The sequence below is a fragment of the Kitasatospora sp. YST-16 genome, assembly GCF_026802215.1.
GTDB lineage: Bacteria > Actinomycetota > Actinomycetes > Streptomycetales > Streptomycetaceae > Kitasatospora > Kitasatospora cineracea.
This window is the reverse complement of sequence record NZ_CP113837.1, coordinates 2,278,950-2,305,336: the sequence shown is the minus strand read 5'-3', so window position 1 is coordinate 2,305,336 and position 26,387 is coordinate 2,278,950. Positions and strand designations below refer to the sequence as shown.

Sequence of the window (26,387 nt, the reverse complement as noted above, 5' to 3'; positions counted from 1 at the left end):
GCTCATCAGAGAACTTGCCTGACGCGTGAGTTGGCATGCAACCGTCGTCTCAGCGGGCGGAACGTCCGACCCCGCAGCGGGCAGCTCCCGTCACCCACCGTCGCGGCCGCCGGGCGTGCGGACCGCTCCGTGGCCGGACGTTTCCCGTCGAACGCCTGTGCCCGCCCCTGGTGCGGTCATATAGTCGGCACCACACGGGAGTTGGGGGGACGACAGGTGTCCGAGCACGTCTCCGTTCCGGGTCCACCAGGACCCCAGGGCCCACCGGGACCCCCGGGGCCGGCGGTGCCACCGCGGCCCGCCTTCCGGCCCGGGCAGGTCGAAGTCAGGATCGACGGGCGGACCCTGTGGATCGCCGGGGCCGCCTACCCGCTGCGCAACATCGCCCGGGTCTACCAGGTGGTCCTCTACCCCCGGAGCGCCGAGGCGTTCGGCCGGTTCGGCCGCCGGTTCGCCGGCACCCTGGCCGTACTGGTCGTCGTGCTCTCGGTCGGGCTGATGTCCATCAGCGCGTCCTCCTCCTACAGCGACGAACGCGACCAGAACCGGACCTCGTTCTCCCAGTTCGTGGTGACCGTCGGCGTCGTCCTGCTGGTCTTCTACGTGGTCGACCTGCTCAGGGTCGTCCTGCAGAAGGCCCGGCACGTGGTCGCCGTCGAGACCAACGGCTCCTCGGTCGCCCTGATCACCGCCCCCGACGAGGCGGGCCGCCGGGCCATCACCCGGTACCTCGCCGCCGCCATCGACCGCCCCGAGGCCGGCCTGCTCCTGCACGTCGACACCCTGGCGGTCAACCCGGCCCACTACTACTTCGGCGACACCGTCAACGTCCACGGCACCGGAAACATCGGAAGGATCAGCGGGTGAGCGGCGAGCAGAACTTCTACCTGGGCAACGTCACCAACGTGAGCGGCACCGGCAACATCGGGTCGATCAGCTTCGGCGGGAGCGCCCTCCCGCCCACTCCGGAGCAGATCTCCCAGCAACTCGCCCAGCTCCGGGCCGCCCTGGCCGGCCTGCGCGGACACCTCCCGGCGGACCAGGCCCAGCGGCTGGACCAGACGCTCCTCGAACTCGACCCGGCAGCCGCGCCGCAGGAGACCGAGGCCCAGCGCGGCGCCCGACTGGGGCGGGCGCTGGAGACCGCCCGGCGGGTCGCCGAGACGGCGGGGGCGGTCGGGCCCGGGGTGATCGCGCTGGTCGAGCGGGTCATGGGGATGGTCTCGGGACGCTGAGGGCCGCCGGTGGCGGGCGGGGCGTCCAGGGGCTGCGGGCTGCGGGCTGCGGGCGGCGAGGGGCGTCGGGGGCCGTCGGGGTCCGTCGGGGGCGAGGGCTCCGGGGAGATCATCGGATAATGGGGCCATGGGCCGTCCACGCACCACCCCCGCCGCCCCCGGCCGCACGCACAGCCAGGGCCCGCTCACCGCCGCCGTCGCCTCCGGCACCGCCGAGCTCCGCCCCGACCGCGACCGGCCGCACGCCTGGGAACTGCTCCTCGACGGCGCACCGCAGTCCCTGGTCGACCTCGCCGACCCCACCCACCTCGGCTTCGCCTACCAGCGCCGGATCGGCCACCTGATCGACCTCGCCGCCCCCGCCCGGCAGCCCCTCACCGCCCTGCACCTCGGCGGCGGCGCCCTCACCCTGGCCCGCTACACGGCCGCCACCCGGCCCCGCTCCCGCCAGCAGGTCGCCGAGATCGACACCGCGCTCACCGAACTCGTCCGCACCGAACTGCCGCTCGACCGGAGCTGGCAGCTCAAGGTCCGCGGCGGCGATGCCCGCGCCGTCCTCGAACGCACCCCCGACGACTCCACCGACCTGGTCGTCGCCGACGTCTTCGCCGGCGCCCGGGTCCCCGCGCACTGCGCCACCGTCGAGTTCGCCCGGCACGCCGCCCGCGCCCTCGCGGCCGGCGGCCACTACGCCGCCAACATCACCGACGGCGGCCCGCTCGCCTTCGCCCGCGCCCAGACCGCCACCCTGGCCGCCGTCTTCCCCGAGCTCTGCCTGATCGCCGACCCCGCCGTCCTGCGCGGCAAACGCTTCGGCAACCTCGTCCTGCTCGCCGCGCACACCCCCCTCCCGCTCACCGACCTCACCCGCCGCCTCGCCACCGACCCCGCCCAGGCCCGCCTCCTGCACGGCCGCGACCTCACCGACTTCACCGCCGGCACCCCCGCGACCACCGACACCACCGCCGTCCCGTCCCCGGCCCCGCCGCCGAAGACCTTCGGTTGACGTTCCCGGCGGCTGTCGGGGTCAGCGCCGCAGCGCGGCCGGATCGAGGTCGAACGGGAACGGTTCGGTGAGGGCGGTGGACTCACCGGGCTGGACGGTGCGGTCGAGGTAGCCACTGCCGTCGGGGGCCAGGCGGCCGAGGTGCAGGCGCGGCGCCGGGTCGAGGTCCAGGCGCCAGTAGTGCGGGATGCCGGCGGCGGCGTACAGGCCGGGCTTGGTGCGGCGGTCGATGACCTTGGTGGACGGCGAGGCGATCTCGATGGCGACCACGACGTCGTCGGCGTGCAGGGTGGACCCGGCCCCGGCGGTCGCGGCGGCGTCGGCGATCACCAGGTCGGGGATCAGCAGGCCGTCCGGCACCAGCACGTTGACGGCCTCCAGCACCTCGAACGGGGCGTCGGCGGCGACAACCGCGGCGTCGAGCAGCGCCCACAGCCGCGAACTGATCCGCTGGTGCGGTACTCCGGGGTTGGGGCTCATCAGCAGGGCCCCCCCGACCAGTTCGATGCGATGGCGGGAGTCCTCGGGCAGCGCCAGGACGTCGTCGACCGTCCACGGTCCGAGGTGATCGGAAACAGCGACACTCATGATCCTTCCTACCTTCCTTCGACGCCGTGGAACGGGATGCCTCCATTGTCTCCACAGGCGTCGGTCGGCGATACCGGTTGCTCGGAGGAACAGGTCAGTGGCCGCCGCCCGGGAGGCCGCGGTGCTTGTACATGGCGGCGGCGGTGAGCAGCAGGCCGGCGGCGATGGGGAGGAGGACGGCGACGGCGCTCTCGCCGGCGGGGCGGGTGGGGGCGGCGGTGAGGGCGAGGCGGTCGGGGGTGGCGGGGGAGGGGGCGCCGGGGGCCGGGGCGGGGCGGGGGGCCGGGGTGCGGCCGGTGGTGGCGGTCGCTGCGGCGGCCGGGGCCGCGGCGGGTGCGGGGAGGCGACCGGGCCGCGGTCGGCGGGGGTGCGCTGGGCCGGGACGGCGGGGACGGGGTTCTCGTCGGGTTCGCGGCCGGCGGCGGGGCCGGAGCGGGAGGCGCGGGCGGCGTCCTCGGCGCGGGGCTGCGGGGGGACGGCGGAGAGCAGGCCGTTGGCGAGCGAGAAGGCGTCGGGGCGGTCGGCGTGGTGGCCGGGCAGCGGGAGTTCGCCGGTGCCGAGGTGGTGGTCGAGGAGGCTGCCGAGGTCCTCGACCGGCCGGCTGCCGGTGACGGCGGAACCGGCGGAGCCGGCCGAACCGACGGGGTCGGCCGGGTCGAGCGCGTCGGCCGCGCCGTCGAGCAGGTCGCCGTCGCCGGAGCCGGGGCGGACGACGGTGCCGAGGGCGCGGCCGGGGTGGTGCGGGGGGTGGCCGGTGTCGGCGGCGCGGGCGTCCGCCGCTCCGAGGCCGAGGCCGAGCACCTGGGCGGCGAGCATGCCGCCCGCCGCCAGTGCCCGGGGTCGCCCCCATCGGAGGCGGGGGGTGTCCGAACGTCGCGGTCGCTTCGCGTAGTTGGTTCGCACACCAGGGGAGAACGAGCGGGACTCCCCGCGGTCACGCCCGTCGCTCACACTCCGTCACACTGTGCGGGGGTGCGGGAGTTCAGGCGAGCCCCCCGCGCCGGATCACCTCCGCGTACCAGCGGGCGCTGGTCTTGGGGGTGCGCTGCTGGGTGTCGTAGTCGACGTGGACGATGCCGAAGCGCTTGCTGTAGCCGTACGCCCACTCGAAGTTGTCCAGCAGCGACCAGAGGTAGTAGCCCCGCACGTCCGCCCCCGCGGCGATCGCGTCGGCCACGGCCTGCAGGTGCAGTTCGACGTAGCGGACCCGCTCGGGGTCGTCGACCTCGCCGTCGGGGCCGACTACGTCCTCGAAGGCGGCGCCGTTCTCGGTGACCAGCAGCGGCAGGCCGAAGTCGCGGTGCATGCCGACCAGCGAGTCGACCAGGCCGGAGGCGTCGATCGGCCAGCCCATAGCGGTGACGTCGTCGTTGGCGAGGTGGAAGACCACGTCCTCGGAGCCGGGCCAGCAGCTGAACTCGCTGTCGCCGTGGCCGTCGTTGCGGGCCGCCTCGGCCGTCTCGGCGTTGTCGCGCGGCGCCGAGACGACGGTCGGGTTGTAGTAGTTGAGGCCGAGCAGGTCGATCGGACGGCCGATCTCCGCCTCGTCGCCGGGGCGCACCAGCTCGTCCCAGTCGACGAGGTGGGCGGTGTCGGCCTTGAGGTCCTCGTCGTAGCCGCCCTTGAACATCGGGCCGGTCCAGACCCGGTTGCCGACCGCCTCGATCCGGCGGGCCGCCTCGCGGTCCTCGGGGGTGTCGGTGAGCGGGCGGACCAGGTGCAGGTTGAGCGAGACGGCGATCTTCGCCGAGGCGGGCAGCACCTCGCGCAGCGCGCCGACGGCCAGGCCGTGGCCGAGGTTGAGGTGGTGGGCGGCCTTGAGCGCGTCGGCCGGGTTGGTGCGGCCGGGGGCGTGCACGCCGGAGCCGTAGCCGAGGAAGGCGCTGCACCAGGGCTCGTTGAGGGTGGTCCAGACCGGCACGCGGTCGCCGAGCGCGCCGGCCGCGAGGGCCGCGTACTCGGCGAAGCGGTAGGCGGTCTCCCGGATCGGCCAGCCGCCGGCCTCCTCCAGGTCCTGCGGGAGGTCCCAGTGGTAGAGGGTGGCGACGGGGGAGATGCCGTGTTCGAGCAAGGTGTCGACCAGGGCGCGGTAGAAGTCGAGGCCGCGCTCGACGGCCGGGCCGCGGCCGGTGGGCTGGATCCGCGGCCAGGACAGCGAGAAGCGGTACGAGGTGAGGCCGAGGTCGGCCATCAGGCGGACGTCCTCGCGGAAGCGGTGGTAGTGGTCCACCGCGACGTCGCCGGTGTCGCCGTTCAGCACCTTGCCGGGGGTCTTGGCGAAGGCGTCCCAGATGGACGGGGTGCGCCCGTCCTCGGCGGCGGCGCCCTCGATCTGGTAGGCGGCGGTGGCCGCGCCCCAGGAGAAGCCGGGCGGGAAGGCCACCCGGGGCACCGCCACGGAGGAGTGGGCGGCTGTGGTCGGATCGGTCATGGTCATACGGGAGCGCTCCCATGGCTGAGGAGTGGACAGGGCGGGTGTGCCGGGGTCTTCCAGAGGGTCAGCTCTTGACGGCGCCGGACGTGATCCCGCCGACAATGTGCTTCCCCAGAACGGCGAAGATCAGCAGCAGCGGCAGGGTGCCGACGAGCGCACCGGTCATGATCACGGCCTGGTTGATGTCGTGGCCGGAGCCGCCGCCGAGGCCGGAGAGCGCGACCTGGACGGTGGGGTTCTGCGCGTTGAGCGCCACGAACGGCCAGAAGAAGTCGTTCCAGGACTGCACGAACACCAGCATGCCGAGCACCGCCATGGCGGGCCGGGCGATCGGGAACACCACGTGCCAGATGATCCGCAGGCTGTTCGCGCCGTCCACCCGGGCCGCCTCGACCAGCTCGAACGGCAGCGCCTCGGACAGGAACTGGCGCATGAAGAACACGCCGAACGCGGCCACCAGCGAGGGCAGGATCACCGACTGCAGGTGACCGCTCCACTCCAGCTTGGTGACGATCCGGTACAGCGGGATGACGCTCAGCTGCGGCGGGATGGTCATGGTGGCGACCACCAGGGTCAGCAGCGCGTTGCGGCCGCGGAAGCGCAGCTTGGCGAAGGCGAAGCCGGCCAGCGTGGAGAACAGCACCGTGGACAGCGACACGCAGCCCGCCACGATGGTGGAGTTCAGCAGCGCGAGGCCCATGTCGGCCTGGTCCCAGGCGGTGGAGATGTTGTTCCACAGCTCGCCGCCGGGAATCATCGGCGGCGGCGACAGGGCCACCCGCTCACCGGTGTTGGAGGCCGCGACGAAGGTCCAGTACAGCGGGAACAGCGAGACCAGCGCGGCGATCCCGAGCAGCACGTAGGTGACCGGGCCGGCCTTGTCGTGGTCGCCCGCCTTGCGCCGGAACAGGCCGCGCGGGCGGGCCGGGTCGGCGCTCTTCGCCTCGCGGGGGGAGGGGGTGGACAGGGTGGCGGCCATGTCAGCCTCCCAGCTCGTGGCGCTTGCGGTAACGGGTGATCAGGAACTGCACCAGGCCGATCAGCAGCAGGATCAGCAGCATCGTCCAGGCCACCGCCGAGGCGCGGCCCAACTGGCGCGACGGCCAGCCCAGTTCGTACATGTAGAGGCTGAGCGTCTGGAACTGGTGCGCGGAGCCGCCGGACACGCCGACACCGCCTCCGAACAGCATCGGCTCGCCGAACAGCTGGGTGGCGCCGATGGTGGAGACGATGATGGTGAACATGATGGTCGGGCGGATCGACGGGATGGTGATCCGGGTGAACTGCTGCCAGCGGTTGGCCCCGTCCAGGCTGGCCGCCTCGTACAGGTCCTTCGGCACCGCCTGCATCGCGGCCAGGTAGATCAGCGCGTTGTAGCCGGTCCAGCGCCAGGTCACGATGGTGGCGATGGCGATCTGCGAGGGCCAGGTGTCGGAGTACCAGTTGGGGTGCAGGCCGACCAGGTCCAGCATCCAGTTGATGAAGCCGTAGTCCGGGTTGAACAGCTGGACGAACACCAGGGTCGCCGCGGCGATCGAGGTGGCGTACGGGGCGAGGATCGCCACCCGGAGGAAGCCCCGGGCCCGCATCCGGTAGTTGAGCAGGTGGGCCAGCCCGAGCGCCATCAGCAACTGCGGGACGGTCGAGATCACCCCGATGGTGAAGGTGTTGCGCAGCGCCGTCCAGAACTGGTCGTTGGACCACAGGCGGGTGTAGTTGCCGAAGCCCCGCCACTCCATCACGTCCGGCTTGAGCAGGTCGACGTAGTGCAGCGACAGCCAGCCCGTCCAGATCAGCGGGAAGAGGCCGAAGGCGGCGAAGCAGAGGAAGAACGGCGCGATGAAGGCGTACGGGGAGGCCTTCAGGTCGAACCGGTACAGGCGGGAGCGCCAGGAGGAGCGCGCGGCGGGCGGGGCCTCGGCGCGGACGTGGGTGGCCACTTGGGGTTTCCTTCCCGGAGGTGGCGAGGGGCGGCGGAACGGCGCCCGGCCGGGTGGGCGGACCCGGCCGGGCAGTTGGGACCGGTTACCGGCGCGAGGCCGGCCCGGATCAGTGGCCGGTCTTGTCGTCGACCAGCTTGGTCACGTTGTCCCAGGCCTTGGCCGGGTCGGTGCCGTGCTCCTCGATGTCGAGGATGCCGTTGTCGGTGATGATCGTCTTGACGTTGCCGTCCTGCTCGCCGATCGGGACCGGCTTGATCGAGGTGGCGGACGCGGCGAAGATCTGACCGGTCGGGGCGTTGTTGAAGTACTCCAGCTTGGCGCTCTGGACGGCGGGCTGCTGCAGGCCGCCCACGGTGGAGGGCAGGTTGCCGACCTTGGTGAAGACCTTGGCCTGCTGCTCCGGCGCGGTCAGCCAGGCGGCGAGCGCCGTGGCCTCCTTGATGTGCTTGCCGGCCTTCGGGACGGTCAGGAAGGCGCCGCCCCAGTTGGAGGCGACCGGCGCGGCCGCGACGTCCCACTTGCCCTTGCCGGCCTCGCCGCCGTACTTGCTCAGCGAGGAGGTCATCCAGGACGGGCAGACCACCGCGGCGAACTTGGCGTTGGCGACGGCCGCGTTCCACGGGTCCTGGAACTGGCGCAGGCCGGCGCTGATCTTCGCCTGCGAGGCGGAGACCGCGAGGTCCCAGGCGGTCTTCACACCGGCGCTGGTCTTGTAGACGAGCTTGCCGGAGGCGTCCGAGTACTGCTCCGGCTGGGCCGACAGCACGGCGTTGAACAGGCCGGAGGCCGAGTCGGTGAAGAAGGTGCCGGCCGGGGCGTTCTGCTGGTACTTCTTGCCGGTCTCGACGAACTTCGACCAGTCGCCCGCCCACAGCTTGCCGACCTCTTCGCGGTCGGTCGGCAGGCCGGCCTGCTGGAACAGGTCGGTGCGGTAGCAGACCGCCATCGGGCCGATGTCGGTGCCCAGGCCGATCAGCGAGCCGGACGGGGTGGTGGCCTGCTTCGACTTCCAGGGCAGCCAGTTGGCGGCGTTGACGCCGTCGGCCTTGCCGAGGTCCACGAACTTGTCGCCCAGGGTGTTGGTGGCCTGCGCGATGTAGCCGACCTCGACCGCCTGGATGTCGGCCAGGCCGCTGCCCGAGCCCAGGTGGGTGGTCAGCGCGTCCCAGTACTTCTGGCCGTCCTGGGTGGTCTGGTACTTGATGGTGATGTTCGGGTGCGCGGCCATGTACTCGTCGTACAGGCCGGCCTCCACGTAGCCGAAGGTGCCGAAGTCGCCGACGTTCAGGGTGATCTTCGCGTTGGCGTCGTCGGAGCCGCCCTTGTCGGAGCTCGAGGAGCAGGCCGTGAGCAGCAGGGTGGAGGCGGCGAGGACCGCGACGGCGGCGACAGCGGCTCTGCGGGGGCGGGAGGTGGTGCGCATGGGGGCGAACTCCTTTGTCCGGGTGGTTGATCCGGGTCGGTCCGGCGTCGGTCCGGTCGTCTTCCGGGGCCTGCCGGTGGTCTTCCATGGGTGGTGCCGGGCTTGGAACGAGAGCTTCGTGGGTGTTCTTGGTGCGCTGAATCTTGGCTACAGTGTGGGAGCGCTCCCACAGCTGGGCATGCCGGAAGGTTGCTGTGTCGCGGGGGTGAGTGTCAAGACGTGGTGACATAAACGTTGCCGGAGCGTTTCCGCCTTCGTTACCACCGCCGTTGACGCCCTCGTGCTGCCCCCGGGCCGGTCCCGGACCGCTCCGGGCCGCCCCGGATGGTCGGAAACGCGGCAGGACCGGCCACAATGAACAGTCCGCACGGACCCGGGGCGGGTCCCGGCGGATCCGTCCCATCCGTCCCAGAGACCGAGAGGTGTAGCGATGAGCCCGACCGCACAGCGCCCCGACGCGCTCCATCCGGGCGCCGGCGGCAGAGCCACCGCGCGCCCCACCCTGGAGGAGGTGGCCGCGCTGGCAGGCGTCGGCCGCGGCACCGTCTCCCGGGTGATCAACGGCTCCCCGCGGGTCAGCGCCAAGGCCCGCGAAGCCGTCCAGAACGCCATCGCCGAACTCGGCTACGTCCCCAACCGGGCCGCCCGCACCCTGGTCACCTCGCGCACCGACTCGATCGCGCTGGTCGTCCCCGAGGCCGAGACCAGGCTGTTCTCCGAGCCGTACTTCTCCGACATCATCAGCGGCGTCTCGGCCGAACTCGCCGAGACCGACATGCAGCTGCTGCTGATCCTGGTCCGCAACCAGCGCGAGCGCGACCGGCTCTCGGCCTACCTGACCGCCCAGCGCGTCGACGGCGTCCTGGTCGTCTCGGTGCACCGCGACGACCCGCTGCCCGGACTGCTGGAGAGCCTGGAGATCCCCTCCGTGCTGGCCGGCCGGCGCAGCGACCTCGAACCGCTCAGCTACGTCCACGCCGACAACGCCGGCGGCGCCCGGATGGCCGTGCGCCACCTGCTCCGGCGCGGCTGCACCCAGGTGGCCACCCTCACCGGCCCGCTCGACATGGAGGTCGCCCAGGCCCGCCTCGGCGGCTACCGCCGGGCCCTGGAGGAGGCCGGTCACGCCTACGACGAGGAACTCGTCGGCCTGGCCGACTTCACCGAGGAGGGCGGCCGGGTCGCCATGCGCGAACTCCTCGCCCGCAGGCCCGAGTTGGACGGCGTCTTCTGCGCCTCCGACGTGATGGCGGCCGGCGCCATGCAGGTGCTCCGGGCGGCCGGGCGCCGGATCCCCGACGACGTCGCGGTGATCGGCTTCGACGACTCGATCGTGGCCCGGCACACCGACCCGCCGATGACCAGCGTCCGCCAGCCGATCGAGGAGATGGGCCGCACCATGGCCCGGCTGCTGCTCGACGAGATCCACGAACGCGGCCGGGCCCGGCGGCAGGTGGTGCTGGCGACCGAGCTGATCGTCCGCGACTCCGCCTGACGAGGGCGGCCGCCGCTCGCGGCTTGCTGCCGAGGGGCCGGGCCGGGCGCCGGGGTGCGTGCGGTGCGGCGGGTGTCCGTGCGTTCGCGTGCGGGCCGTCCGGGGCCGGGGCCGGCGTGCGGTCGGCCCGGCCCGGACGGCCGCCGGGGGCTCAGGAGTTGGGGCGCAGCGTCCAGACGATCTCCAGCACGCCGGTGACGGCGCCGTCCTCGCGGGTGATCTCCACCGTGATCGGGAACTCGGGGCGCTTGCCCTCGTCCAGCTCGGCGATCACCTCGGCCACCGGCCGGCCGAGCGTCGCGGTGGCGGTCACCACGCCGCGGGCGAGCTTCTTGAACGAGATCTCGCCGACCGTCGGCAGCGGCACCGCGCGGCCCAACTGGTCGCCGAACGCCGCCAGCACGATCGCCCCGCTGGCGGACTCGGCCAGCGTGAACATCGCCCCCGCGTGCGGGCCGCCCACGTGGTTGCGGTACTCCGGCAGGTCGGGCAGCCGCAGCACGGCCCGCTCCGGGGTGGTCTCCAGGTACTCCAGCTGCAGGGTCTTCACCATCGGGACGGTGGACGTGAGCAGCTCGCCGATCGCAGTAGTGGTCATGCCGCGATGTTACTAGCGGGTAGCTTGGTCGTCCATGCCCCGCCGTTCACGTCCCGCGGCCGCCGCGCCGCCGCTGTGTCGCTGACCCGCCCGCGCGGGCCCCAACTCGCCGCCGCGGTGCGTCCGGTGCTCGGCGCGTCCGGTATGTCTGGTATATCCGGCGCGTCCGGCGCTCCGGTCCGGAGAACGACGAAGGCCCCGGTCGATTTCTCGACCGGGGCCTTCGCTTACTGGGGTGAGTGACGGGACTCGAACCCGCGGCCACCTGGACCACAACCAGGTGCTCTACCAACTGAGCTACACCCACCATCTGTCAGGTGCTTTCCCGCTTCCGCGTTCCCGCTCCGACAGGAAGAACTCTACAGGATGCGGAGGGGTGCTCGCGCCAGGGTTTCCGTGACCGCCCGGGCCGGATCCCTGGTCAGCCGGTGGGCAACTGGTGCCGGGCGGCGATCTCCCGCGCGGTGTCGGTGTCCGGGCCCGGCTGCGGGACGAACACCGCCTCGCGGTAGTAGCGCAGTTCGGCGATCGACTCGCGGATGTCGGCCAGCGCGCGGTGGCTGCCGCCCTTCTGCGGGCTGTTGTAGTAGGCCCGCGGGTACCAGCGGCGGGCCAGCTCCTTGATCGAGGAGACGTCCACGATCCGGTAGTGCAGGTGCCCCTCCAGCTCCGGCATGTCCCGGGACAGGAAGCCGCGGTCGGTGGCCACCGAGTTCCCGCACAGCGGCGTCCTGCCAGCCTCCGGCACGTGCTCGCGGACGTACGCCAGCACCCGCTCCTGCGCCTCGGCCATGGTCAGGCCGTCCGCGAGCTCGTCGAGCAGGCCCGAGGAGGTGTGCATCTGCCGCACCACCTCGGGCATGGTCTCCAGCGCCTCGGCGGGCGGTCGGATGATCACATCCACGCCTTCGCCGAGCACGTTCAGCTCGGAGTCGGTCACCAGGGCGGCGACCTCGATCAGGGCGTCCCGATCGAGGTCGAGGCCGGTCATCTCACAGTCGATCCATACCAGACGGTCATTCACGCCTTCACCCTACGGCGCGATCACGCGCCCCCGACACCGCACGCGCCCCGTCCGGACCGAAGTCCGCCGTGCCGCGCGCCCCGCGCTCCGGCTCGACCTCCGGACGGTGCGCCACCTGCCGGCCCCGGGCGCTCGGCTGCTCGCCGACCGGGTCCTCCGCGATGGCGTGCTCCATCGGACGGTCCGGACGCTCCGCCGGCCCCGACCCGCGCCCGCCCGGGTACGCCGCGCTCGGCCGCACCGGCTGCCCGGGCGAGGGCTGCGCGTGCGCGTGCGCGGGCGGCGGCCCCTGCAGGGCCCCCGGCTGCCCGCTGCCGCCGGACTGCCCGCCCTGGCCGCTGTGCCCGCCGTGCCCGGACTGCCCGCCGTGCCCGGACTGGCCCGGCTGGCCGGGCTGACCGCCGTACGCGGCCGGGCCGGTGGCGCGGCCCGCGTACCGGGGGTCGCCCGGACGCTCCGGCACCCGCCCGCCGAAGGCGCTCGGCGGCGGACCGGCCTGCGGCGGCACCAGCGGACGCGGACGTTGCCGCCCCGCCGCACCCCCGCCCGCCCCGACCGGCACCCCGCCGACCGGACCGGCCCCGCCCGGGACCTGCTGACCGGGCGTCACCGGGCCGTGCGCGGCGGGCCCGTGGGACGCCGGGACGTGCCCGGCCCGGTCCGCGCCGCGCTCGGCCGGGGCACCGCCCGGCGCCTGCGCCGCCACCGGCCCGCCGGCGGACGGCCGGCGGGCCCGGAAGGTGGTCCGGTACGCGGCGGGGGAGACCCCGAGCTGCCGCCGGAAGTGCCCGCGCAGCGCCACCGGCGAGCGGAAGCCGCAGCGCCGGGCGACGTCGTCCACCGACAGGTCCGAGGTCTCCAGCAGCCGCTGCGCCTGCAGCACCCGCTGGGTGATCAGCCACTGCAGCGGTGCGCTGCCGGTCAGGGTCCGGAACCGGCGGTCGAAGGTGCGCCGCGACATGTAGGCGCGGGCCGCCAGCACCTCGACGTCGAACTGCTGGTTGAGGTTCTCCAACGCCCAGGTGACCACCTCGGCCAGCGGGTCGTTGCCGATCTCCTCCGGTAAAGACTGGTCGATGTACTGGGCCTGACCTCCGCCGCCGCGGCGGTTCGGCACCACCAGCCGGCGGGCCAGCGCGTTGGCGGCCTCGGCGCCGTGGTCGCTGCGCACCACGTGCAGGCACAGGTCGATGCCGGCCGCGGTGCCCGCGGAGGTGAGCACGTCGCCGTCGTCGACGAACAGTTCGCGCGGGTCGACGTGGACCCGCGGGTAGCGCTTCGCCAGCGTCGGCGCGTACATCCAGTGGGTGGTGGCCGGACGCCCGTCCAGCAGCCCGGCGGCGGCCAGCACGAAGGCGCCGGTGCACAGGCCGATGATCCGGGCCCCCTCGTGGTGGGCCTTGCGCAGCGCGGCGATCGCCTCGACCGGCGGCGGCTGCGAGATCGACCGCCAGGCCGGCACCACGATGGTGCCCGCCCGGGACAGCGCCTCCAGCCCGTACGGGGCGGTCAGCGTCAGCCCGCCGGTGGTGGTCAGCGGGCCCTCCTCGCCGGCGCACACCAGCAGCCGGTAGCGGGGGACGCCGGCGTCCTGCCGGTCCACGCCGAACACCGACAGCGGGATCGAGCTCTCGAAGATCGGCGCCCCGCTGAACAGCAGCACCGCGACCGTCTCGCGCCGCCGCCGACCGGCCAGCTTGCGCGAGGAGGAGAGCGCACCGGGACCGGCCGCGAGCACGTCCGTCGCCGTACCCGCACCCGTACCCGTGCCCGCGCTGGTGCCCGCGCCCGCGCCCGCGGCGCCGTGCGCGGAGGACGCTGCCGAGAGGGACGGAACCGCGGAGTGCTGACCCGGCGTCATCGCTCCCGGAGCACCCTGGAGCTGGCCGCCCGGCCCACCGACCGGCGAACCGGCCGACGCGCCACCGAACTTGCCGAGTCTCGCCGCACCACCGGGATAGGACGACGGCTGGCGACCGTTATCAGGACCCGCGTCGCTCCTGCTCACCCTGCTCAAGGCGCTCCAGCCCCCTCGGTGGTGTGGTGGTCTCGGCTGCCGCTCTGCGAGCCAAGATCGAATCTACTTGGTGGACCGTTGCCGTTGTGACAAGTTCACCATCCGACGCTATGTCGACATGGCAATTTGGCGTGAAGCATTCGATCACGAAGCGTGGCACCCGTCGACCCCGCTGTGAAGGGGGCGCGGACAACCGTGGCCGGTTGTCGCACGACCTGCCGGTGATTCACCCGCCGGCGGTGCACCCACCGCCCGCTGTGTGCTGCGGATTTGCCCGAACGGCAGGGGAGCGGCGCAAGTTGGCCGAAAACGCACGGTTCGAATCGGGGGCGTGAAACCGCCTCCCACGCGCCACAGCGCACACCTGAGCCATGATCCCCGCGCCCCGTCAGCCCCCCGGCCCGACCTGAACCGGCCACTCCTGAACGCCTCCCACCTCACGCTCAGTCACTTCGGCCCCGCTGTTCCGGTTCTGACCCACCAGTACCACCGCCCCCACCCACCCCGGCCGCCGCACCGCTCCACCCCCGCCCCGGACGCCCCGCCCCGACGGCCCCACCGCCGCACATTCGTCTGAATTCGACCCCTCCTCGCGGGGCACCCACCCGCCCCGGCCCCCGCCGCCGGGTGCCGGTCGCCGACACCACTCGACCGGACCCGGTACGGAGACGGCGGGGGAGCGGTCCGGGGTTGCCGCGCGGCGCGAACTCAGTCGAATGACGTAGCGTCAACTCCTGTTTCCCACTTGGCGGGTGGCTGCTTCGAGTGCCCCTCGTGCGGGGCGGTGACGGCCGTCTCGGCGGCGGAACTCCGGGGCCACGGCAGGGCGATCGGGCGGCAGGGGTCAGCCCGTGGCTGCCGCGGCGTCGCCCCAGCGGGCCTGGGTGGGCTCGATCGGAGCGAGCGGCCGGGCCTTCGCCAGCGGGACCTGCTGGGCGAGCGACGCGCCAGCAGCCTTGGTGGCCGGAGCCGACTGGGTCGTCTGGGCGGACTGGGGGGCCTGAGCTGCCTGAACGGCCTTGGCGGCCTTGACGGGCGGCGGAGCCAGTCGGGAGGCGGGGATGGCGAGTTGGCCGCGCGACCGCTGCGGGCGGCCGGCCGCAGCCGCGGCGAATCCCCGTCCGGCGGACGGGTGTTCGCCCGCAGCGAGGATCACCCGCACCGCCTCCGGCAGGCTCGGCGCGCTGACCGTCGGCCGGTAGGCCCGTTCCGCCCACGGCCGGCCGTGGTGCAGCCACGCGCTGCGCAGCCCCGTCGCGGCCGCCCCCGCGATGTCGGCCGGGCCGTAGTCGCCGACCATCCAGGTCTGCGCCTTCCAGTCCCCGGCCGGCCGGAAGTCGCACCGCCGCGCCGCGATCTCGAAGATCAACGGGTCCGGCTTCAGGCAGTGGGCCTCCTCCGAGATGACCCAGCCGTCCACCAGGGGGGCGAGCCCGGTCAGCCGGATCTTCTCCAACTGGGGCAGCGTCCCGCCGTTGCTGACGATCCCCAGCGTCCAGCCCGCCTCGCGGGCCTCCCGGAGCGCCGCGACGTGCGAATCCGGGCACTGGATGTGCGAGTTGATGCCGTCCCGGTAGTGCGCGAGCATCGACTCCACCGACCGGTCGATGCCGTAGCGACGCCTCGCCGCACCCAGTACCGTGCTGCGCGGTACGTAGCCGCTGCCGTCGAGCATGACCAGCCAGTCGAGGTCCCCGGCGGGCAGACCGTTCTCAGTGAGGAAGTCCCCTGCCCAGGCCCGGAACGCGGCGTCCCTGGGCAGCAGGGTGTTGTCGAGGTCGAGCAGGAGCAGCGGCATGCCGAGCATGCTGCCAGCGGCCGCCACGTATGCACGTGGCAATTGCCAAAGGTGGAGGGAAATTCCGCGAATTGGCCGAATCCGGCCGCTACGCACCCAACCCGGACCATGATCCCAAAAGGCCCCGACCGCGACGCGGAACCCCTGCCCCCGCTCACCGGATCGCCGGACCGGCACCGCCGCCGTGCCGTACGGTGCGAACCGGGCGGGAGTCGGGCGGGATCCGGATGCCGGCCGGGCACCGGCCGGGTACGAACCGGGCGGGAGCCGGGCGCGATCGAGACGACAACTGCCGTGCACCGCACACGGACAGGGGCGATGACAGTCGGGTCACGTTGTGTCGGCGCACTGTTGCGCACATCGCGTGTCGTCGGTCAAGCTCCTGGGAACCCGCCGCGAGGGGGCGCACGACGGAGTGCGTCTTTCCCCCACACGCGGGAACCTGACCGCACGAGGGCGCCGTCACTGGGCGGGGCCCGTTCCGAGCCGTACTCTGAAAGGCACAGGTCGCCAACGGTGGTAGTCGTTCGCGGACGCATCGCCACCGCTGCCGTTCCTGCCACCGGGACCGGGCGGTCCGCCGTCGCCTCCCCCTGCGTAGGTCCGTTCCAGTTGAAGAGTTTTGAGCCATGGCCGGTGAAGAGCCTTCCGCTTCTGCCCACGGCAGCCCGCCCGACAGCAGGTCCGCTGTCGAGGACCCGGGCGCCCCGCCGCCCGCCGATCACCCACGCCCCCCGGACGCCCGGCCTGCCGACCCCGGCCCCGGTTCCGGTTCCGGCGGGTCGGCGCCCGGCACCCCTGAACGACGTGACACCTCCGGGAGCGACCGCCCCGGAGCGGCGGCGAACGCCGTCGTCGGACCTCGACCCGGTACTGCGGAGGACGCGATGACCGACCGATCCCGTCCCACCGTGGGCCGCCGCGACGGCGAGGGCGAACCGCAACTCCAGGAACACGGCTCGCGCGCCTGCGACCCGCAGTTCCAGCACGGCGTGGTGGTCGGCTTCGACGGCTCGCTCTCCAGCGAGCGCGCCCTGGCCTACGCCGTCGGCATGGCCCGCCGCTCCCGCTGCGGCCTGGTGATCGTCCACGTCGCCAACCGGCTCCCCACCACCGTCTGGGCCGGCTGCGAACCGCCCGTCTTCGTGGACCTCCCGGACCAGCGCACCGAGATCCTCGGCCTCGAACTCGCCTGCGCCGACTTCCTCTCCGGCGTCCCCTGGATCCTGGTCGAACGCGGCGGGGACATCTGCCACGAGATCGAGGAGGTCGGCCGCGAGTACGCCGCGGACGCCATCGTGGTCGGCAGCACCCACGGCCTGCTCGGCAAGATCTTCGGCTCGGTCTCCGGCCGACTCGCCCGCCGCGCCAACCGCCCGGTGATCGTCATCCCCTGACCGGCCCGCCTGTCTGCTTGCTTGCCTACCTCCTGCCTGCCTGCCTGCCTGCCCGCCCGCCCTGCCGAGGCCGGTTCACACCCTGTCGTGCCGTGTCGCGTCGTACCGGGCGCGGGTAGGCCCGGTCGGCCGCTCTGGATCCCGTTCCCGCCCGCGCCCGCTGCCGGTCTGCTGGTGGCACGCCGCCGCGCCGGGCGGGGCCGTTCCCGGCAGCTCCCGGCGGTTCCTGCTGGCTCCCGGCAGTGCCCGGGGACGGCTTAGAGGGGCACCTGGGGGCGACCGGAGGGCAGCCCGGCGGTATCGGCCGATCGAGTCGTTCCCGGCTGCCCCGGTGCGCCGCGCCGGTGACCGGCCGATTCCCTGATCGATCATGCCGAAGTGACCAATCGTCATATCGACGTACTGACCGCCGGACGGCGGGCCCCCGCAGCCGCACTCCGCCGCCCCGTGCCTGCCGTGCTCGGGATCGCGCTGCTGGCTCCCGCCCTCCTCGGCACCTGGACGTCGGAACCGGGCACCACCCGCGGCGGCGAGGTGCACGACGAGCTGAGGCTGAGCGTCAGCACCAACGCCAGCACCGACCCCGGCGTGCGGCTCCGGGCCGGGGAGCCCGCCACCCGCACCTACCACCTGAGCAACCACGCCGAGTACCCGCTCGGCGGCGTGCTGCTGAGCGACCCTCAGCTCCCCGGCGGACGACTCGCCTGCGGGGCCGACCGGAGCATCCCGCCCGGCGGTGCCCTCGACTGCACCGCCACCTTCACTGCCGCGGCTGGCCCGCAGGCCGCCCAGGTCGCGGCGGTCGCGGACGCCCCCGACCACCTGCCGCAGGCGCACGCCGACGCGCCCACCGGATACCTGGGCATCACCGCGGGCCTCCGCCTCACCCGGGTGGGCACCCCCTCGGGCACGGGCCTGTCCCACCGCTCCGTACCCCGGACGCCTCCGCCCGGCATCTCCGAACCCGCGGCCGGGCCTGTCACCGGGGCAGCTACCGGGGCCGCGGCGCCCCGGCCCGGTGCATCGACCCGGGCGCTGCCCGGAGCCGCGCCCGGCCTGGTGACCGACGTCGGCGGAACCATCGAACTCCAGTACCGCCTGGAGGCGTTCGGCGATGTCCCGATCACCGCAGCCTCGATCACCGAAGGGCTGCCCGGCCTGGGCACGGTGGACTGCGCGGGCTCCGACGGCGGGCGAACCCTCGCCCCCGGACAGGCCGTCGACTGCCGCGCGACCGGCACCGCCCGCCCGGGACGCCAGACCGGCAGGGCCCGGGCCGACGGCCTGGCGGACGACGCGACCGTCGGCCCGGACGGCACCCGCCAAGCACCCCGCCAGGTCTCCGCCGAGGCGGACGGCGCCTACGACGGCCTACGACCGACCCAGCCCACCCCGGAACCGGCCGGCCCGGCCACCGGTCCCGGTCCCGGTGCCGGCCCTGGCGCCAGTAGCGGACCTGGCACCGGCACCGGCATCGCGCCCGGCTCCGGCTCCGGCTCTGCAACCGGCCCGGGGACGAACTCGGGGCCGGGCACGACAGGGACCGGCGGCGCCACAGGCTCGGGCACACCCCCGAGCCTCTCGGGCGACGCCGTCCCACCGGGGCTGTTCCCGGTCTCCGTCCCGCCCGGCACCCGTCCGGCGGCTGCCACGGTCGGACAGCAGCCCGCCGCCGCGGCGCAGGCGCAACCCGCGGCGGGAGCCCAGGCCCTGGCGGGGCAGCTGCTCGCGCCGTTCCTCCCCGGGCAGGCCCCGGCCCTGCTGCCGGGCGGAACCGCCTTCGCCAGGCCCGCCTCGCCCTTCGCCGCACCGGGATCGTCCGGCACGGCAAACCCCCTCTCCGGAAACCCGGCGACAACGAACACGACGGGCAACCAGACCGCCACAGCCGCAGCCGTCACAGCCGCCGTTGCATCCGGCCCGAGCCGGCCGACCGATCAGGAGTCCGGTGCCACCGCGGGCCAGCCGCAGTCGGCGCCCGCCGTGGGCCGGACCGCGGGCGGGCAGGCGGAGAGCCAGTTCGCGCAGGAGGACTGGCCCCCGGGGCAGGAGGACGACACCTGGGACGGAACCGAGGTGATGATGCTGCTGCTGGCGATCGTCCTCCCGGTGCTGTGCGTCCTGGCAGCGGCGTTCACCGTACGGACCCGGGGACGGCGGGGACGGTGGTGATGACGGCGAACGGAACCGCGAAGCCGGGCACAGCCACAGGCACGGACATGAACGCAGGCGGCAGTCAGGGCGTGGCCACGAGCGCGGCCGGGCCGAGATGCTGACCGTTGCCGTCGCCGCCGTGTCGGGTGCGGTGCTGGCGCTGGTGATCGGCCTGCTGCTGGGGCGGACCAAGCGGGCGCGGGAAGGGGCGACGACACCGCAGGCGATGTCTTTCGCCGGGGCGGCGATCCTCGGCTTCTTCGCGCTCTTCCTGGGGTTCAGCATCGCCGGCACCTGGCAGCAGCTGAACTCGGCGCGCCAGCACACCTACGAGGAGTCGCGGGCCCTCACGGAGGCGTACTGGACCGCCGGCGGTCTGCCCGACGCCGATCGGCCCGTGGTGCGGGACAGGCTGCGGTCCTACACCAGGGTGGTGATCGACGACGAGTGGGCCGCCATGCAGCACGACACCGGAAGTCAGGCCGCCTGGCGGGCGGTCGACCAGGTGCGGGCCGCGGTCGACCGGGCCGCGGTGCACAGCCAGGTCGAGGCGAGTGCTCGGACCGACGTGCTGCGGAGCCTGTCCGAGGTCAACGCCAAGCGGAACGCGCGGCTGGGTGATCTCCGTGCGTCGGTGCCCGTCCTGGCGATCGGCGGCCTGCTGGTGGGGGCGGTGTTCGTCCTGGCGACCCCCTCGGTGATCGGGCTGACCTCCAACCCGCGGAACCTGGTGCTGATGTGCTTCGTGGGCGCCTCCGTGGCGTTCGGGGTGAGCATGGTGGCGGTGATGAGCGGGCCGTTCTCCGGCGCGGTGCGGATCCAACCGACGGCGTTCCAACTGGCGTTGGAGCGCTACGATCAGATCGACAACGACGCCGGGGTGTCGGCCCTGCCCCCGTTCCTGCCCTGACTGGTGTGGTTCAGGACGTCATGCCGAGTTCACGTGCGATGAGCATCCGCTGGACCTCCGAAGTGCCTTCGCCGATCTCCAGGATCTTGCAGTCGCGCCACATGCGGGCGACCGGGTACTCGTTCATGAAGCCGTAGCCGCCGTGGATCTGGGTCGCCTCGCGGGCGTTGTCGACCGCGGCTTCGGACGCGTACAGCTTGGCAATGGCTGCCTCCTTCTTGAAGGGCTCGGAGTGCAGCAGCCGGGAGGCGGCGTCCCGCCAGGCCAGGCGGGAGATGTGCGCGCGCGTCTCCATGTCGGCGAGCTTGAACTGGATGACCTGGTTGGCGCCGATCGCCCGGCCGAAGGCGCGACGGGTGCCGGCGTACGAGAGGGACTGGTCCACGCACCCCTGGGCCAGGCCGGTGGCCAGGGCCGCGATGGCGATCCGGCCCTCGTCGAGGATGCGCAGGAACTGGGCGTAGCCGCGGCCTCGGCGTCCCAGCAGGTTGGCCGCGGGTACTCGACATTCGGTGAAGGACAGTTCGCGGGTGTCGGAGGCGTTCCACCCGACCTTCGAATACTTCTTCGACACCTGGAACCCGGGAGTCCCAGTGGGAACGATGATGGAGGAGATTTCCCTGGTGGGCGAGTGATTTGACGATCCGTCACTCGAATGTGTGATCGGTTCGGTCAGTGCGGTGACGGTGACCAGGCCGGTGATGTCGGTGCCGGAGTTGGTGATGAAGCACTTGCTGCCGTTGATCACCCACTCGTCGGTGGCCTCGTCGTAGCGCGCCGTGGTCCGGGTCGCCCCGGCGTCCGTGCCGCCCTCGGGCTCGGTCAGGCCGAAGGCGCCGAGCACCTCGCCGGAGGTCAGCTTCGGCAGCCACTCGCGCTTCTGCTCCTCGGTGCCGAAGAGGTGGATCGGCATCGCGCCGAGCGAGACCGCCGCCTCCAGGGTGATCGCCACCGAGGAGTCGACCCGGGCCAGCTCCTCCAGGACCAGGCAGAGCGCGAAGTAGTCGCCGCCCATGCCGCCGTACTCCTCCGGGAAGGGCAGCCCGAACAGGCCCATCCGCCCCATTTCCCGGATGATTTCGTACGGGAATTCATTCTGCTCGTAGTATTCGCCGATCTTCGGCGCGATCACATCGTTGGCGAACTCCGCGACGGTGCTGCGGAGTTCCTCGTACTCACTGCTCAGGCGGTGGTCGAGCACGGCTGATCCTCCCGGGATCGCGGCCTGGTGGGCCTGGTGGAGGTGGGGAGTTCGGAGGGTGTCGGGGATCAGGTCGTCGGCCCGAGCAGGGCGCGGACGGTCCTCGACGGGCTGGGGCGACCGAGGTGACGGGCCATCCAGCCGCTGGTCGCGGCGAGTGCCGCGAGGTCCACGCCGGTCTCGATGCCCAGACCGTGCAGCATCCAGACGAGGTCCTCGGTGGCCAGGTTGCCGGTCGCGCTCTTGGCGTACGGGCAGCCGCCGAGGCCGCCGGCCGACGCGTCCACCACGGTCACGCCGGAGCGCAGCGCCGCCAGGGTGTTGGCGAGCGCCTGCCCGTAGGTGTCGTGGAAGTGCACGGCCAACTGTCCGACCGGCACGCCGGAACGGGTGAACGCGTCGATCAGTGCGTTGACGTGGCCGGGGGTGGCGACGCCGATGGTGTCGCCGAGGCTCAGCTCGGCGCAACCCATCTCCAGCAGCGCCAGGCCGTGGCGGACCACCTGGTCGACCGGGACGGGGCCCTCCCAGGGGTCGCCGAAGCACATCGACAGGTAGCCGCGCACCGGGATCCCGGCCCCCGTGGCGCGCTCGACCACCGGGCGGAACATCGCCATCGCCTCGTCCGCCGAGCGGTTGAGGTTGCGCCTGGCGAAGGTCTCGGTGGCGCTGGCGAACACCGCGACCTCGCCGGCGTGGTGCGCCAGCGCCCGGTCCAGCCCGCGCTCGTTGGGCACCAGCACGGGTAGCCGTAGGCCCGGGTGGCGCGCGGGCAGGTCGGCCAGCCGGGGCATCAGCTCCTCGGCGTCCGCCAACTGCGGCACCCACTTGGGGTGGACGAAGCTGGTGGCCTCGACGGTGCGCAGCCCGGCGGCGGCCAGCCGGGCGATGAACTCGGCCTTCACCTCGACGGGCACGAGGGCGGACTCGTTCTGCAGCCCGTCGCGCGCGCCGACCTCGTGGATCCGGACCCGCTCGGGCAGCCCGGGGTCGCGCACCGGCTGCGGCAGGCCGAGTTCCAGCACGGTCGGTTCGGCCGTCCCGGCCGCTCCTGTCGTCGCGCGGGCCGTGGTCGGTTCGGGCGGGGTGGCGTTCATCGGACCGCCTCCGGGAGGGGCTCGGCGGGGACGGACGGGTCCTCGGCGGCCGTGACGGTCACCAGGGGCGCGTCCATGGCGACGGTCGCGCCGGCGGCCACCCGGAGGTCGTCGACGGTGCCGTCGTGCGGCGCGGAGATGACGTGCTCCATCTTCATGGCCTCCAGCACCAGCAGCGCCTGGCCCCGGCGGACCTGCTCGCCGGGCTCGACCTTGACCACGGTGACGGTGCCGGGCATCGGCGCGGTGAGGGTGCCGTGGTGGGCGGTGCCGGCCGCGGCGCGCTCGGCGATTGCATCGAACGGGTGAACGGGCCAGGCGTCCCCGTCGATGCCGAGCCAGTGGACGACGCCGTCCGCGGTGCGCTCCGAAGCGACCGTGAAAGTGGCCTGCAGCCCGTCAACCGCAAGGCGCAGCAGGTCTCCGTCGAGGGTCGCGCGGGCCCGCCGGACGGGCCCGCCGTCCAGCCGCACCTCCCAGTCGGGGGAGGCCGCCGCGGAAAAACCGATGGCGCTCTCGATTTCACCACTGGTAGTCATTCGGCAGCTCACGGTGACCGGTTCGCGGCCGGGAAGCCGGAGCCGGTGCGTGGTCCACGCGGCCTCGCCACCGAGCCGCCAGCCCGAAGGGAGGGAGAAGGGGTCGGTCCAGCCGTCGGAGGCGTCGGCGCGGCCGAGTTCGAGCTGCCGCAGCAGTGCGGCGGCGAAGTGGAGCAGGTCGACCGACCCGGGACGGGTGTACGGGGAGCTCAGCAGGGAGGCGTCCTGCTGCGCGCTGCGTTCCACCAGGCCGGTGTCGAGCCGCCCTGCCGTCACCTCGGGCTGCGCCAGCAGCCGGCGCAGGTAGCCGGTGTTGGTGGTGACGCCCAGGATGCGGGTCTCGGCGAGTGCGGCCCGCAGCCGACGGATCGCGGTCGGGCGGTCGGGCCCGTACGCGATCACCTTGGCGAGCATCGGGTCGTACAGGCTGCCGACCCGGTCGCCGGGTGCGATTCCGGAGTCCACCCGGACGCCCTCTCCGGAGGGCTCGTCCAGCAGCAGTACCTCGCCGCCGGTGGGCAGGAAGTCCCGTTCCGGGTCCTCGGCGCAGATCCGGGCCTCGATCGCGTGGCCCAGGAAGGAGACGTCCGGCTGAGCGAACGGCAGCGCCTCGCCCGCGGCGACGCGCAGCTGCCACTCGACCAGGTCGAGCCGTTGCGGGCCGTCGGGCCCGGCCACGGCGACGGCGAGTTCGGTGACGGGGTGTTCCACCTGGAGGCGGGTGTTCATCTCCATGAAGAAGAAGTCGAGGACGTCGTCCGTGTCCGGTCCCGCGGGATCGCCGCCGGGGACGATGAACTCGACCGTGCCGGCGCCGGTGTAGCCGCAGGCTTCGGCGGCGCGCACCGCGGCCGCGCCCATCGCGGCGCGGGTGCTCGGGTTCAACAGGACGGAAGGGGCCTCTTCGATGAGCTTCTGATGGCGGCGCTGCAGACTGCACTCGCGCTCGCCGAGGTGGACGGTCCGGCCGTGGGTGTCGGCCAGGACCTGCACCTCGATGTGCCGGGGCTGGTCGACCCAGCGCTCCAGCAGCAGGGTGTCGTCGCCGAACGCGGTGCGGGCCACCCGGCGGGCCGCGGCGAGCTCGGCGGGCAGCTCGGCCGGGTCGCGGACCAGCCGCATGCCCTTGCCGCCGCCGCCGGCCGAGGGCTTGAGCAGCACCGGGTAGCCGATCCGGGTCGCCGCCTCGATCAGCTGCTCGTCGCTGGGCGAGCCGTCCTCGCTGCCGGGGACGACGGGCACCCCGGCGGCCCGGACGGCTTCCTTGGCGTTGATCTTGTCGCCCATCAGTTCCACCGCGGCCGGCGGCGGACCGATGAAGACCAGCCCGGCCTGCGTGCAGGCCTCGGCGAACGCGGAGTTCTCGGCGAGGAACCCGTAGCCGGGGTGGACGGCCTGCGCGCCGGTCCGGCGGGCGGCGTCCAGGATCAGGTCGGCGCGCAGGTACGTCTCGGCGGCCGAGCTGTCGCTGCGGTCGGCGGGCCCGAGCCGGACCGCGAGGTCGGCGGCCCGGACGTGCGGGGCGTCGGCGTCCGCGTCGCTGTGCACGGCGACCGACCGCACGCCCAGCCGCCGGAGGGTGCGGATCACCCGCAGCGCGATCTCGCCGCGGTTGGCGACGAGCACGGTGTCGAACATGAGAGGTGTTCCTCCGTCACGAAGGGAACGGTGAGCGGGTTGACGATGCGTCATGAGTGGTGATCCGGCGGTCGCGCCGGTCCGGCGGGGCGTCACATCCGGAAGACCCCGAACGGGCGCGGTTCGGCGAGCGGGGCGTTGGCGCAGGCGGTGAGCGCCAGGCCGAGCGCGGTCCGGGTCTGCAGCGGGTCGATCACACCGTCGTCCCACAGCCGGGCGGTGGCGTAGTACGCGTTGCCCTGCTGCTCGTACTGCTCGCGGACGGGGCGCTTGAACTCGTCCTCGTCCTCGGCGGACCAGTGCTCGCCGCGGGCCTCCAACTGGTCGCGGCGGACGGTGGCCAGCACCGACGCCGCCTGCTCGCCGCCCATCACGGAGATCTTCGCGTTCGGCCACATCCACAGGAACCGGGGCGAGTAGGCCCGGCCGCACATCGAGTAGTTGCCCGCCCCGTACGAGCCGCCGATCACCACCGTCAGCTTGGGCACCCGGGTGCAGGCCACCGCGGTGACCATCTTGGCGCCGTGCTTGGCGATGCCGCCGGCCTCGTACTGGCGGCCCACCATGAAACCGGTGATGTTCTGCAGGAAGAGGAGGGGGATGCCGCGCTGGTCGCACAGCTCGATGAAGTGCGCGCCCTTGAGCGCGGACTCGGCGAACAGGACGCCGTTGTTGGCGACGATGCCGACCGGGTGGCCGTGGATCCGGGCGAACCCGGTCACCAGGGTGGTGCCGTACTCGGCCTTGAACTCGGCGAACCGGCTGCCGTCCACCAGCCGGGCGATCACCTCGCGCACGTCGTAGGGGGTGCGCGGGTCGACCGGCACCACGCCGTACAACCCGGCCGGGTCGACCGCGGGCGGCTCGACCGGGGCGAGCGGCCACGGCTTGGCGGCGCGCGGGCCCAGCCCGGCCACGATGGTGCGGACGATGGCGAGCGCGTGCGCGTCGTCCTCCGCCAGGTGGTCGGTCACGCCCGAGGTGCGGGAGTGGAGGTCGCCGCCGCCGAGTTCCTCGGCGGTCACCACCTCGCCGGTGGCGGCCTTCACCAGCGGCGGTCCGCCCAGGAAGATGGTGCCCTGGTTGCGGACGATCACGGCCTCGTCGCTCATCGCCGGGACGTACGCGCCGCCCGCGGTGCAGGAGCCCAGCACCGCCGCGATCTGCGGGATCCCGGCGGCGGACAGGCGCGCCTGGTTGTAGAAGATCCGCCCGAAGTGGTCGCGGTCGGGGAACACCTCGTCCTGCATCGGCAGGAACGCCCCGCCGGAGTCCACCAGGTAGACGCAGGGCAGCCGGTTCTCCAGGGCCACCTCCTGCGCGCGCAGGTGCTTCTTCACCGTCATCGGGTAGTAGGTGCCGCCCTTGACCGTGGCGTCGTTCGCCACCACCAGGACCTCGCGTCCGGCGACCCGGCCGATTCCGGCGATCACCCCGGCCGCCGGGGCGGCTCCGCCGTACAGCCCGTCGGCGGCGAGCGGCGCCAGCTCCAGGAACGGCGAGCCGGGGTCGAGCAGGGTGTCCACCCGCTCCCGGGGCAGCAGTTTGCCGCGGGCGGTGTGCTTGGCGCGCGCCTTCTCGCCGCCGCCGAGCGCCGCCGCGGCGAGCTTGCCGCGCAGTTCGGCGACCAGTTGGCGGTGGGCCTGCGCGTTGGCCAGCCCGGCCGGGGAGGACGGGTCGACCGCGCCCTCCAGCCGGGGGGCCGGGGCGTCGGCGGCGCTGAACGGCGGGACGACCGGCGCGGTGCTCCGCGAAGGGGCGGAGGACCGCGGAGGGGTCTGTGCCGAAGAGAGGACCATCCCAAGAGCTCCCTTGCCCTCGGATTCGGATCGGGGCAGGCCGAAGGGCGAGCCGGCCAGCCCGTGTTAATGAGCGTTAACTCTGCGGCCA

19 protein-coding genes, 1 tRNA gene and 1 pseudogene are annotated in these 26,387 nt (G+C 73.4%); 7 read left to right on the top strand and 14 right to left on the bottom strand.

Annotated features, from left to right (window positions below; translation table 11 throughout):
• Nucleotides 1-285 precede the first annotated feature (285 nt).
• The 3 genes from OU787_RS10390 to OU787_RS10380 all read left to right on the top strand — a co-directional run bounded on the left by OU787_RS10390 (nt 286) and on the right by OU787_RS10380 (nt 2,241).
• Nucleotides 286-867, top strand: a complete 582-nt coding sequence (locus OU787_RS10390; protein ID WP_030459803.1) for a DUF6232 family protein — start codon at nt 286-288, stop codon at nt 865-867.
• The gene (locus OU787_RS10385; RefSeq protein ID WP_268659177.1) at nt 864-1,235 is read left to right on the top strand and encodes a hypothetical protein; all 372 of its coding nucleotides are present in this window, start codon (nt 864-866) and stop codon (nt 1,233-1,235) included. Before OU787_RS10390 ends, OU787_RS10385 begins: the two co-directional genes overlap by 4 nt.
• Nucleotides 1,236-1,362: 127 nt before the next feature.
• Nucleotides 1,363-2,241, top strand: coding sequence for a spermidine synthase (locus OU787_RS10380; RefSeq protein ID WP_268659176.1), 879 nt, complete (start codon nt 1,363-1,365; stop codon nt 2,239-2,241).
• Nucleotides 2,242-2,262: 21 nt separating this feature from the next.
• Here the strand turns inward: OU787_RS10380 and OU787_RS10375 are convergent, their stop codons facing one another.
• The 5 genes from OU787_RS10375 to OU787_RS10355 form a co-directional block, all read right to left on the bottom strand.
• Nucleotides 2,263-2,829, bottom strand: coding sequence for a Uma2 family endonuclease (locus tag OU787_RS10375; protein ID WP_268659175.1), 567 nt, complete (start codon nt 2,827-2,829; stop codon nt 2,263-2,265).
• A 982-nt stretch (nt 2,830-3,811) separates the two neighbouring features.
• Nucleotides 3,812-5,266, bottom strand: coding sequence for a GH1 family beta-glucosidase (locus tag OU787_RS10370; RefSeq protein WP_380375028.1), 1,455 nt, complete (start codon nt 5,264-5,266; stop codon nt 3,812-3,814).
• Nucleotides 5,267-5,327: 61 nt separating this feature from the next.
• The gene (locus OU787_RS10365) at nt 5,328-6,242 is read right to left on the bottom strand and encodes a carbohydrate ABC transporter permease (protein ID WP_268659173.1); all 915 of its coding nucleotides are present in this window, start codon (nt 6,240-6,242) and stop codon (nt 5,328-5,330) included.
• Between the two features lies 1 nt (nt 6,243).
• Entirely contained in the window at nt 6,244-7,203 is a 960-nt protein-coding gene (locus OU787_RS10360) for a carbohydrate ABC transporter permease (RefSeq protein ID WP_051817309.1), read from the bottom strand.
• Between the two features lie 109 nt (nt 7,204-7,312).
• Nucleotides 7,313-8,629: an ABC transporter substrate-binding protein gene (locus OU787_RS10355; protein WP_268659172.1), complete on the bottom strand. Its 1,317-nt coding sequence runs from the start codon at nt 8,627-8,629 to the stop codon at nt 7,313-7,315.
• Between the two features lie 430 nt (nt 8,630-9,059).
• Here OU787_RS10355 and OU787_RS10350 point away from each other — a divergent pair, with 430 nt between their 5' ends.
• Nucleotides 9,060-10,124, top strand: coding sequence for a LacI family DNA-binding transcriptional regulator (locus OU787_RS10350; RefSeq protein ID WP_030462089.1), 1,065 nt, complete (start codon nt 9,060-9,062; stop codon nt 10,122-10,124).
• Nucleotides 10,125-10,275: 151 nt separating this feature from the next.
• On the opposite strand, the gene OU787_RS10345 is transcribed toward OU787_RS10350, so the two are convergent.
• The 5 genes and pseudogenes from OU787_RS10345 to OU787_RS10325 all read right to left on the bottom strand — a co-directional run bounded on the left by OU787_RS10345 (nt 10,276) and on the right by OU787_RS10325 (nt 15,561).
• Entirely contained in the window at nt 10,276-10,722 is a 447-nt protein-coding gene (locus tag OU787_RS10345) for a DUF4442 domain-containing protein (RefSeq protein WP_030462090.1), read from the bottom strand.
• A gap of 231 nt (nt 10,723-10,953) precedes the next feature.
• Nucleotides 10,954-11,029 (bottom strand) — tRNA-His (locus OU787_RS10340).
• A gap of 114 nt (nt 11,030-11,143) precedes the next feature.
• Nucleotides 11,144-11,746 carry an oligoribonuclease gene (gene orn / locus OU787_RS10335; RefSeq protein WP_081967116.1) on the bottom strand — a complete coding sequence of 201 codons (603 nt, stop codon included), beginning with the start codon at nt 11,744-11,746 and terminating at the stop codon, nt 11,144-11,146.
• 583 nt (nt 11,747-12,329) lie between these two features.
• Nucleotides 12,330-13,484: pseudogene (locus OU787_RS10330) on the bottom strand (helix-turn-helix domain-containing protein); the annotation flags it as partial.
• Between the two features lie 1,123 nt (nt 13,485-14,607).
• Nucleotides 14,608-15,561 (bottom strand): HAD family hydrolase, encoded by a 954-nt coding sequence (locus tag OU787_RS10325; protein WP_268659171.1) that lies wholly within the window; start codon nt 15,559-15,561, stop codon nt 14,608-14,610.
• Nucleotides 15,562-16,448: 887 nt separating this feature from the next.
• Here OU787_RS10325 and OU787_RS10320 point away from each other — a divergent pair.
• The 3 genes from OU787_RS10320 to OU787_RS10310 all read left to right on the top strand — a co-directional run bounded on the left by OU787_RS10320 (nt 16,449) and on the right by OU787_RS10310 (nt 20,022).
• On the top strand, nt 16,449-16,958 hold the full coding sequence (locus OU787_RS10320; RefSeq protein ID WP_030462094.1) for a universal stress protein: 510 nt from the start codon (nt 16,449-16,451) through the stop codon (nt 16,956-16,958).
• A 378-nt stretch (nt 16,959-17,336) separates the two neighbouring features.
• Nucleotides 17,337-19,130, top strand: a complete 1,794-nt coding sequence (locus OU787_RS10315; protein ID WP_268659170.1) for a hypothetical protein — start codon at nt 17,337-17,339, stop codon at nt 19,128-19,130.
• A gap of 97 nt (nt 19,131-19,227) precedes the next feature.
• Nucleotides 19,228-20,022, top strand: coding sequence for a bestrophin-like domain (locus OU787_RS10310; RefSeq protein ID WP_051817312.1), 795 nt, complete (start codon nt 19,228-19,230; stop codon nt 20,020-20,022).
• A gap of 10 nt (nt 20,023-20,032) precedes the next feature.
• Here the strand turns inward: OU787_RS10310 and OU787_RS10305 are convergent, their stop codons facing one another.
• The 4 genes from OU787_RS10305 to OU787_RS10290 form a co-directional block, all read right to left on the bottom strand.
• Nucleotides 20,033-21,223, bottom strand: coding sequence for an acyl-CoA dehydrogenase family protein (locus OU787_RS10305; protein WP_030462097.1), 1,191 nt, complete (start codon nt 21,221-21,223; stop codon nt 20,033-20,035).
• 68 nt (nt 21,224-21,291) lie between these two features.
• The gene (locus OU787_RS10300) at nt 21,292-22,320 is read right to left on the bottom strand and encodes a hydroxymethylglutaryl-CoA lyase (RefSeq protein WP_369794994.1); all 1,029 of its coding nucleotides are present in this window, start codon (nt 22,318-22,320) and stop codon (nt 21,292-21,294) included.
• Nucleotides 22,317-24,497 (bottom strand): acetyl/propionyl/methylcrotonyl-CoA carboxylase subunit alpha, encoded by a 2,181-nt coding sequence (locus OU787_RS10295; protein WP_268659169.1) that lies wholly within the window; start codon nt 24,495-24,497, stop codon nt 22,317-22,319. The genes OU787_RS10300 and OU787_RS10295 overlap by 4 nt, the downstream gene beginning before the upstream one ends.
• Before the next feature lie 92 nt (nt 24,498-24,589).
• On the bottom strand, nt 24,590-26,296 hold the full coding sequence (locus tag OU787_RS10290) for a carboxyl transferase domain-containing protein (RefSeq protein WP_268659168.1): 1,707 nt from the start codon (nt 26,294-26,296) through the stop codon (nt 24,590-24,592).
• Between the last annotated feature and the right edge of the window lie 91 nt (nt 26,297-26,387).

Excerpts from the sequence above, each read along its gene's own strand:
- OU787_RS10295 (WP_268659169.1), bottom strand. The coding sequence starts at position 24,497 with ATGTTCGACACCGTGCTCGTCGCCAACCGCGGCGAGATCGCGCTGCGG.
- OU787_RS10320 (WP_030462094.1), top strand. The coding sequence starts at position 16,449 with ATGACCGACCGATCCCGTCCCACCGTGGGCCGCCGCGACGGCGAGGGC.
- OU787_RS10300 (WP_369794994.1), bottom strand. The coding sequence starts at position 22,320 with ATGAACGCCACCCCGCCCGAACCGACCACGGCCCGCGCGACGACAGGA.
- OU787_RS10370 (WP_380375028.1), bottom strand. The coding sequence starts at position 5,266 with ATGACCATGACCGATCCGACCACAGCCGCCCACTCCTCCGTGGCGGTG.
- OU787_RS10355 (WP_268659172.1), bottom strand. The coding sequence starts at position 8,629 with ATGCGCACCACCTCCCGCCCCCGCAGAGCCGCTGTCGCCGCCGTCGCG.
- OU787_RS10290 (WP_268659168.1), bottom strand. The coding sequence starts at position 26,296 with ATGGTCCTCTCTTCGGCACAGACCCCTCCGCGGTCCTCCGCCCCTTCG.
- OU787_RS10325 (WP_268659171.1), bottom strand. The coding sequence starts at position 15,561 with ATGCCGCTGCTCCTGCTCGACCTCGACAACACCCTGCTGCCCAGGGAC.
- OU787_RS10375 (WP_268659175.1), bottom strand. The coding sequence starts at position 2,829 with ATGAGTGTCGCTGTTTCCGATCACCTCGGACCGTGGACGGTCGACGAC.
- OU787_RS10350 (WP_030462089.1), top strand. The coding sequence starts at position 9,060 with ATGAGCCCGACCGCACAGCGCCCCGACGCGCTCCATCCGGGCGCCGGC.
- OU787_RS10365 (WP_268659173.1), bottom strand. The coding sequence starts at position 6,242 with ATGGCCGCCACCCTGTCCACCCCCTCCCCCCGCGAGGCGAAGAGCGCC.
- OU787_RS10345 (WP_030462090.1), bottom strand. The coding sequence starts at position 10,722 with ATGACCACTACTGCGATCGGCGAGCTGCTCACGTCCACCGTCCCGATG.
- OU787_RS10310 (WP_051817312.1), top strand. The coding sequence starts at position 19,228 with ATGCTGACCGTTGCCGTCGCCGCCGTGTCGGGTGCGGTGCTGGCGCTG.
- OU787_RS10380 (WP_268659176.1), top strand. The coding sequence starts at position 1,363 with ATGGGCCGTCCACGCACCACCCCCGCCGCCCCCGGCCGCACGCACAGC.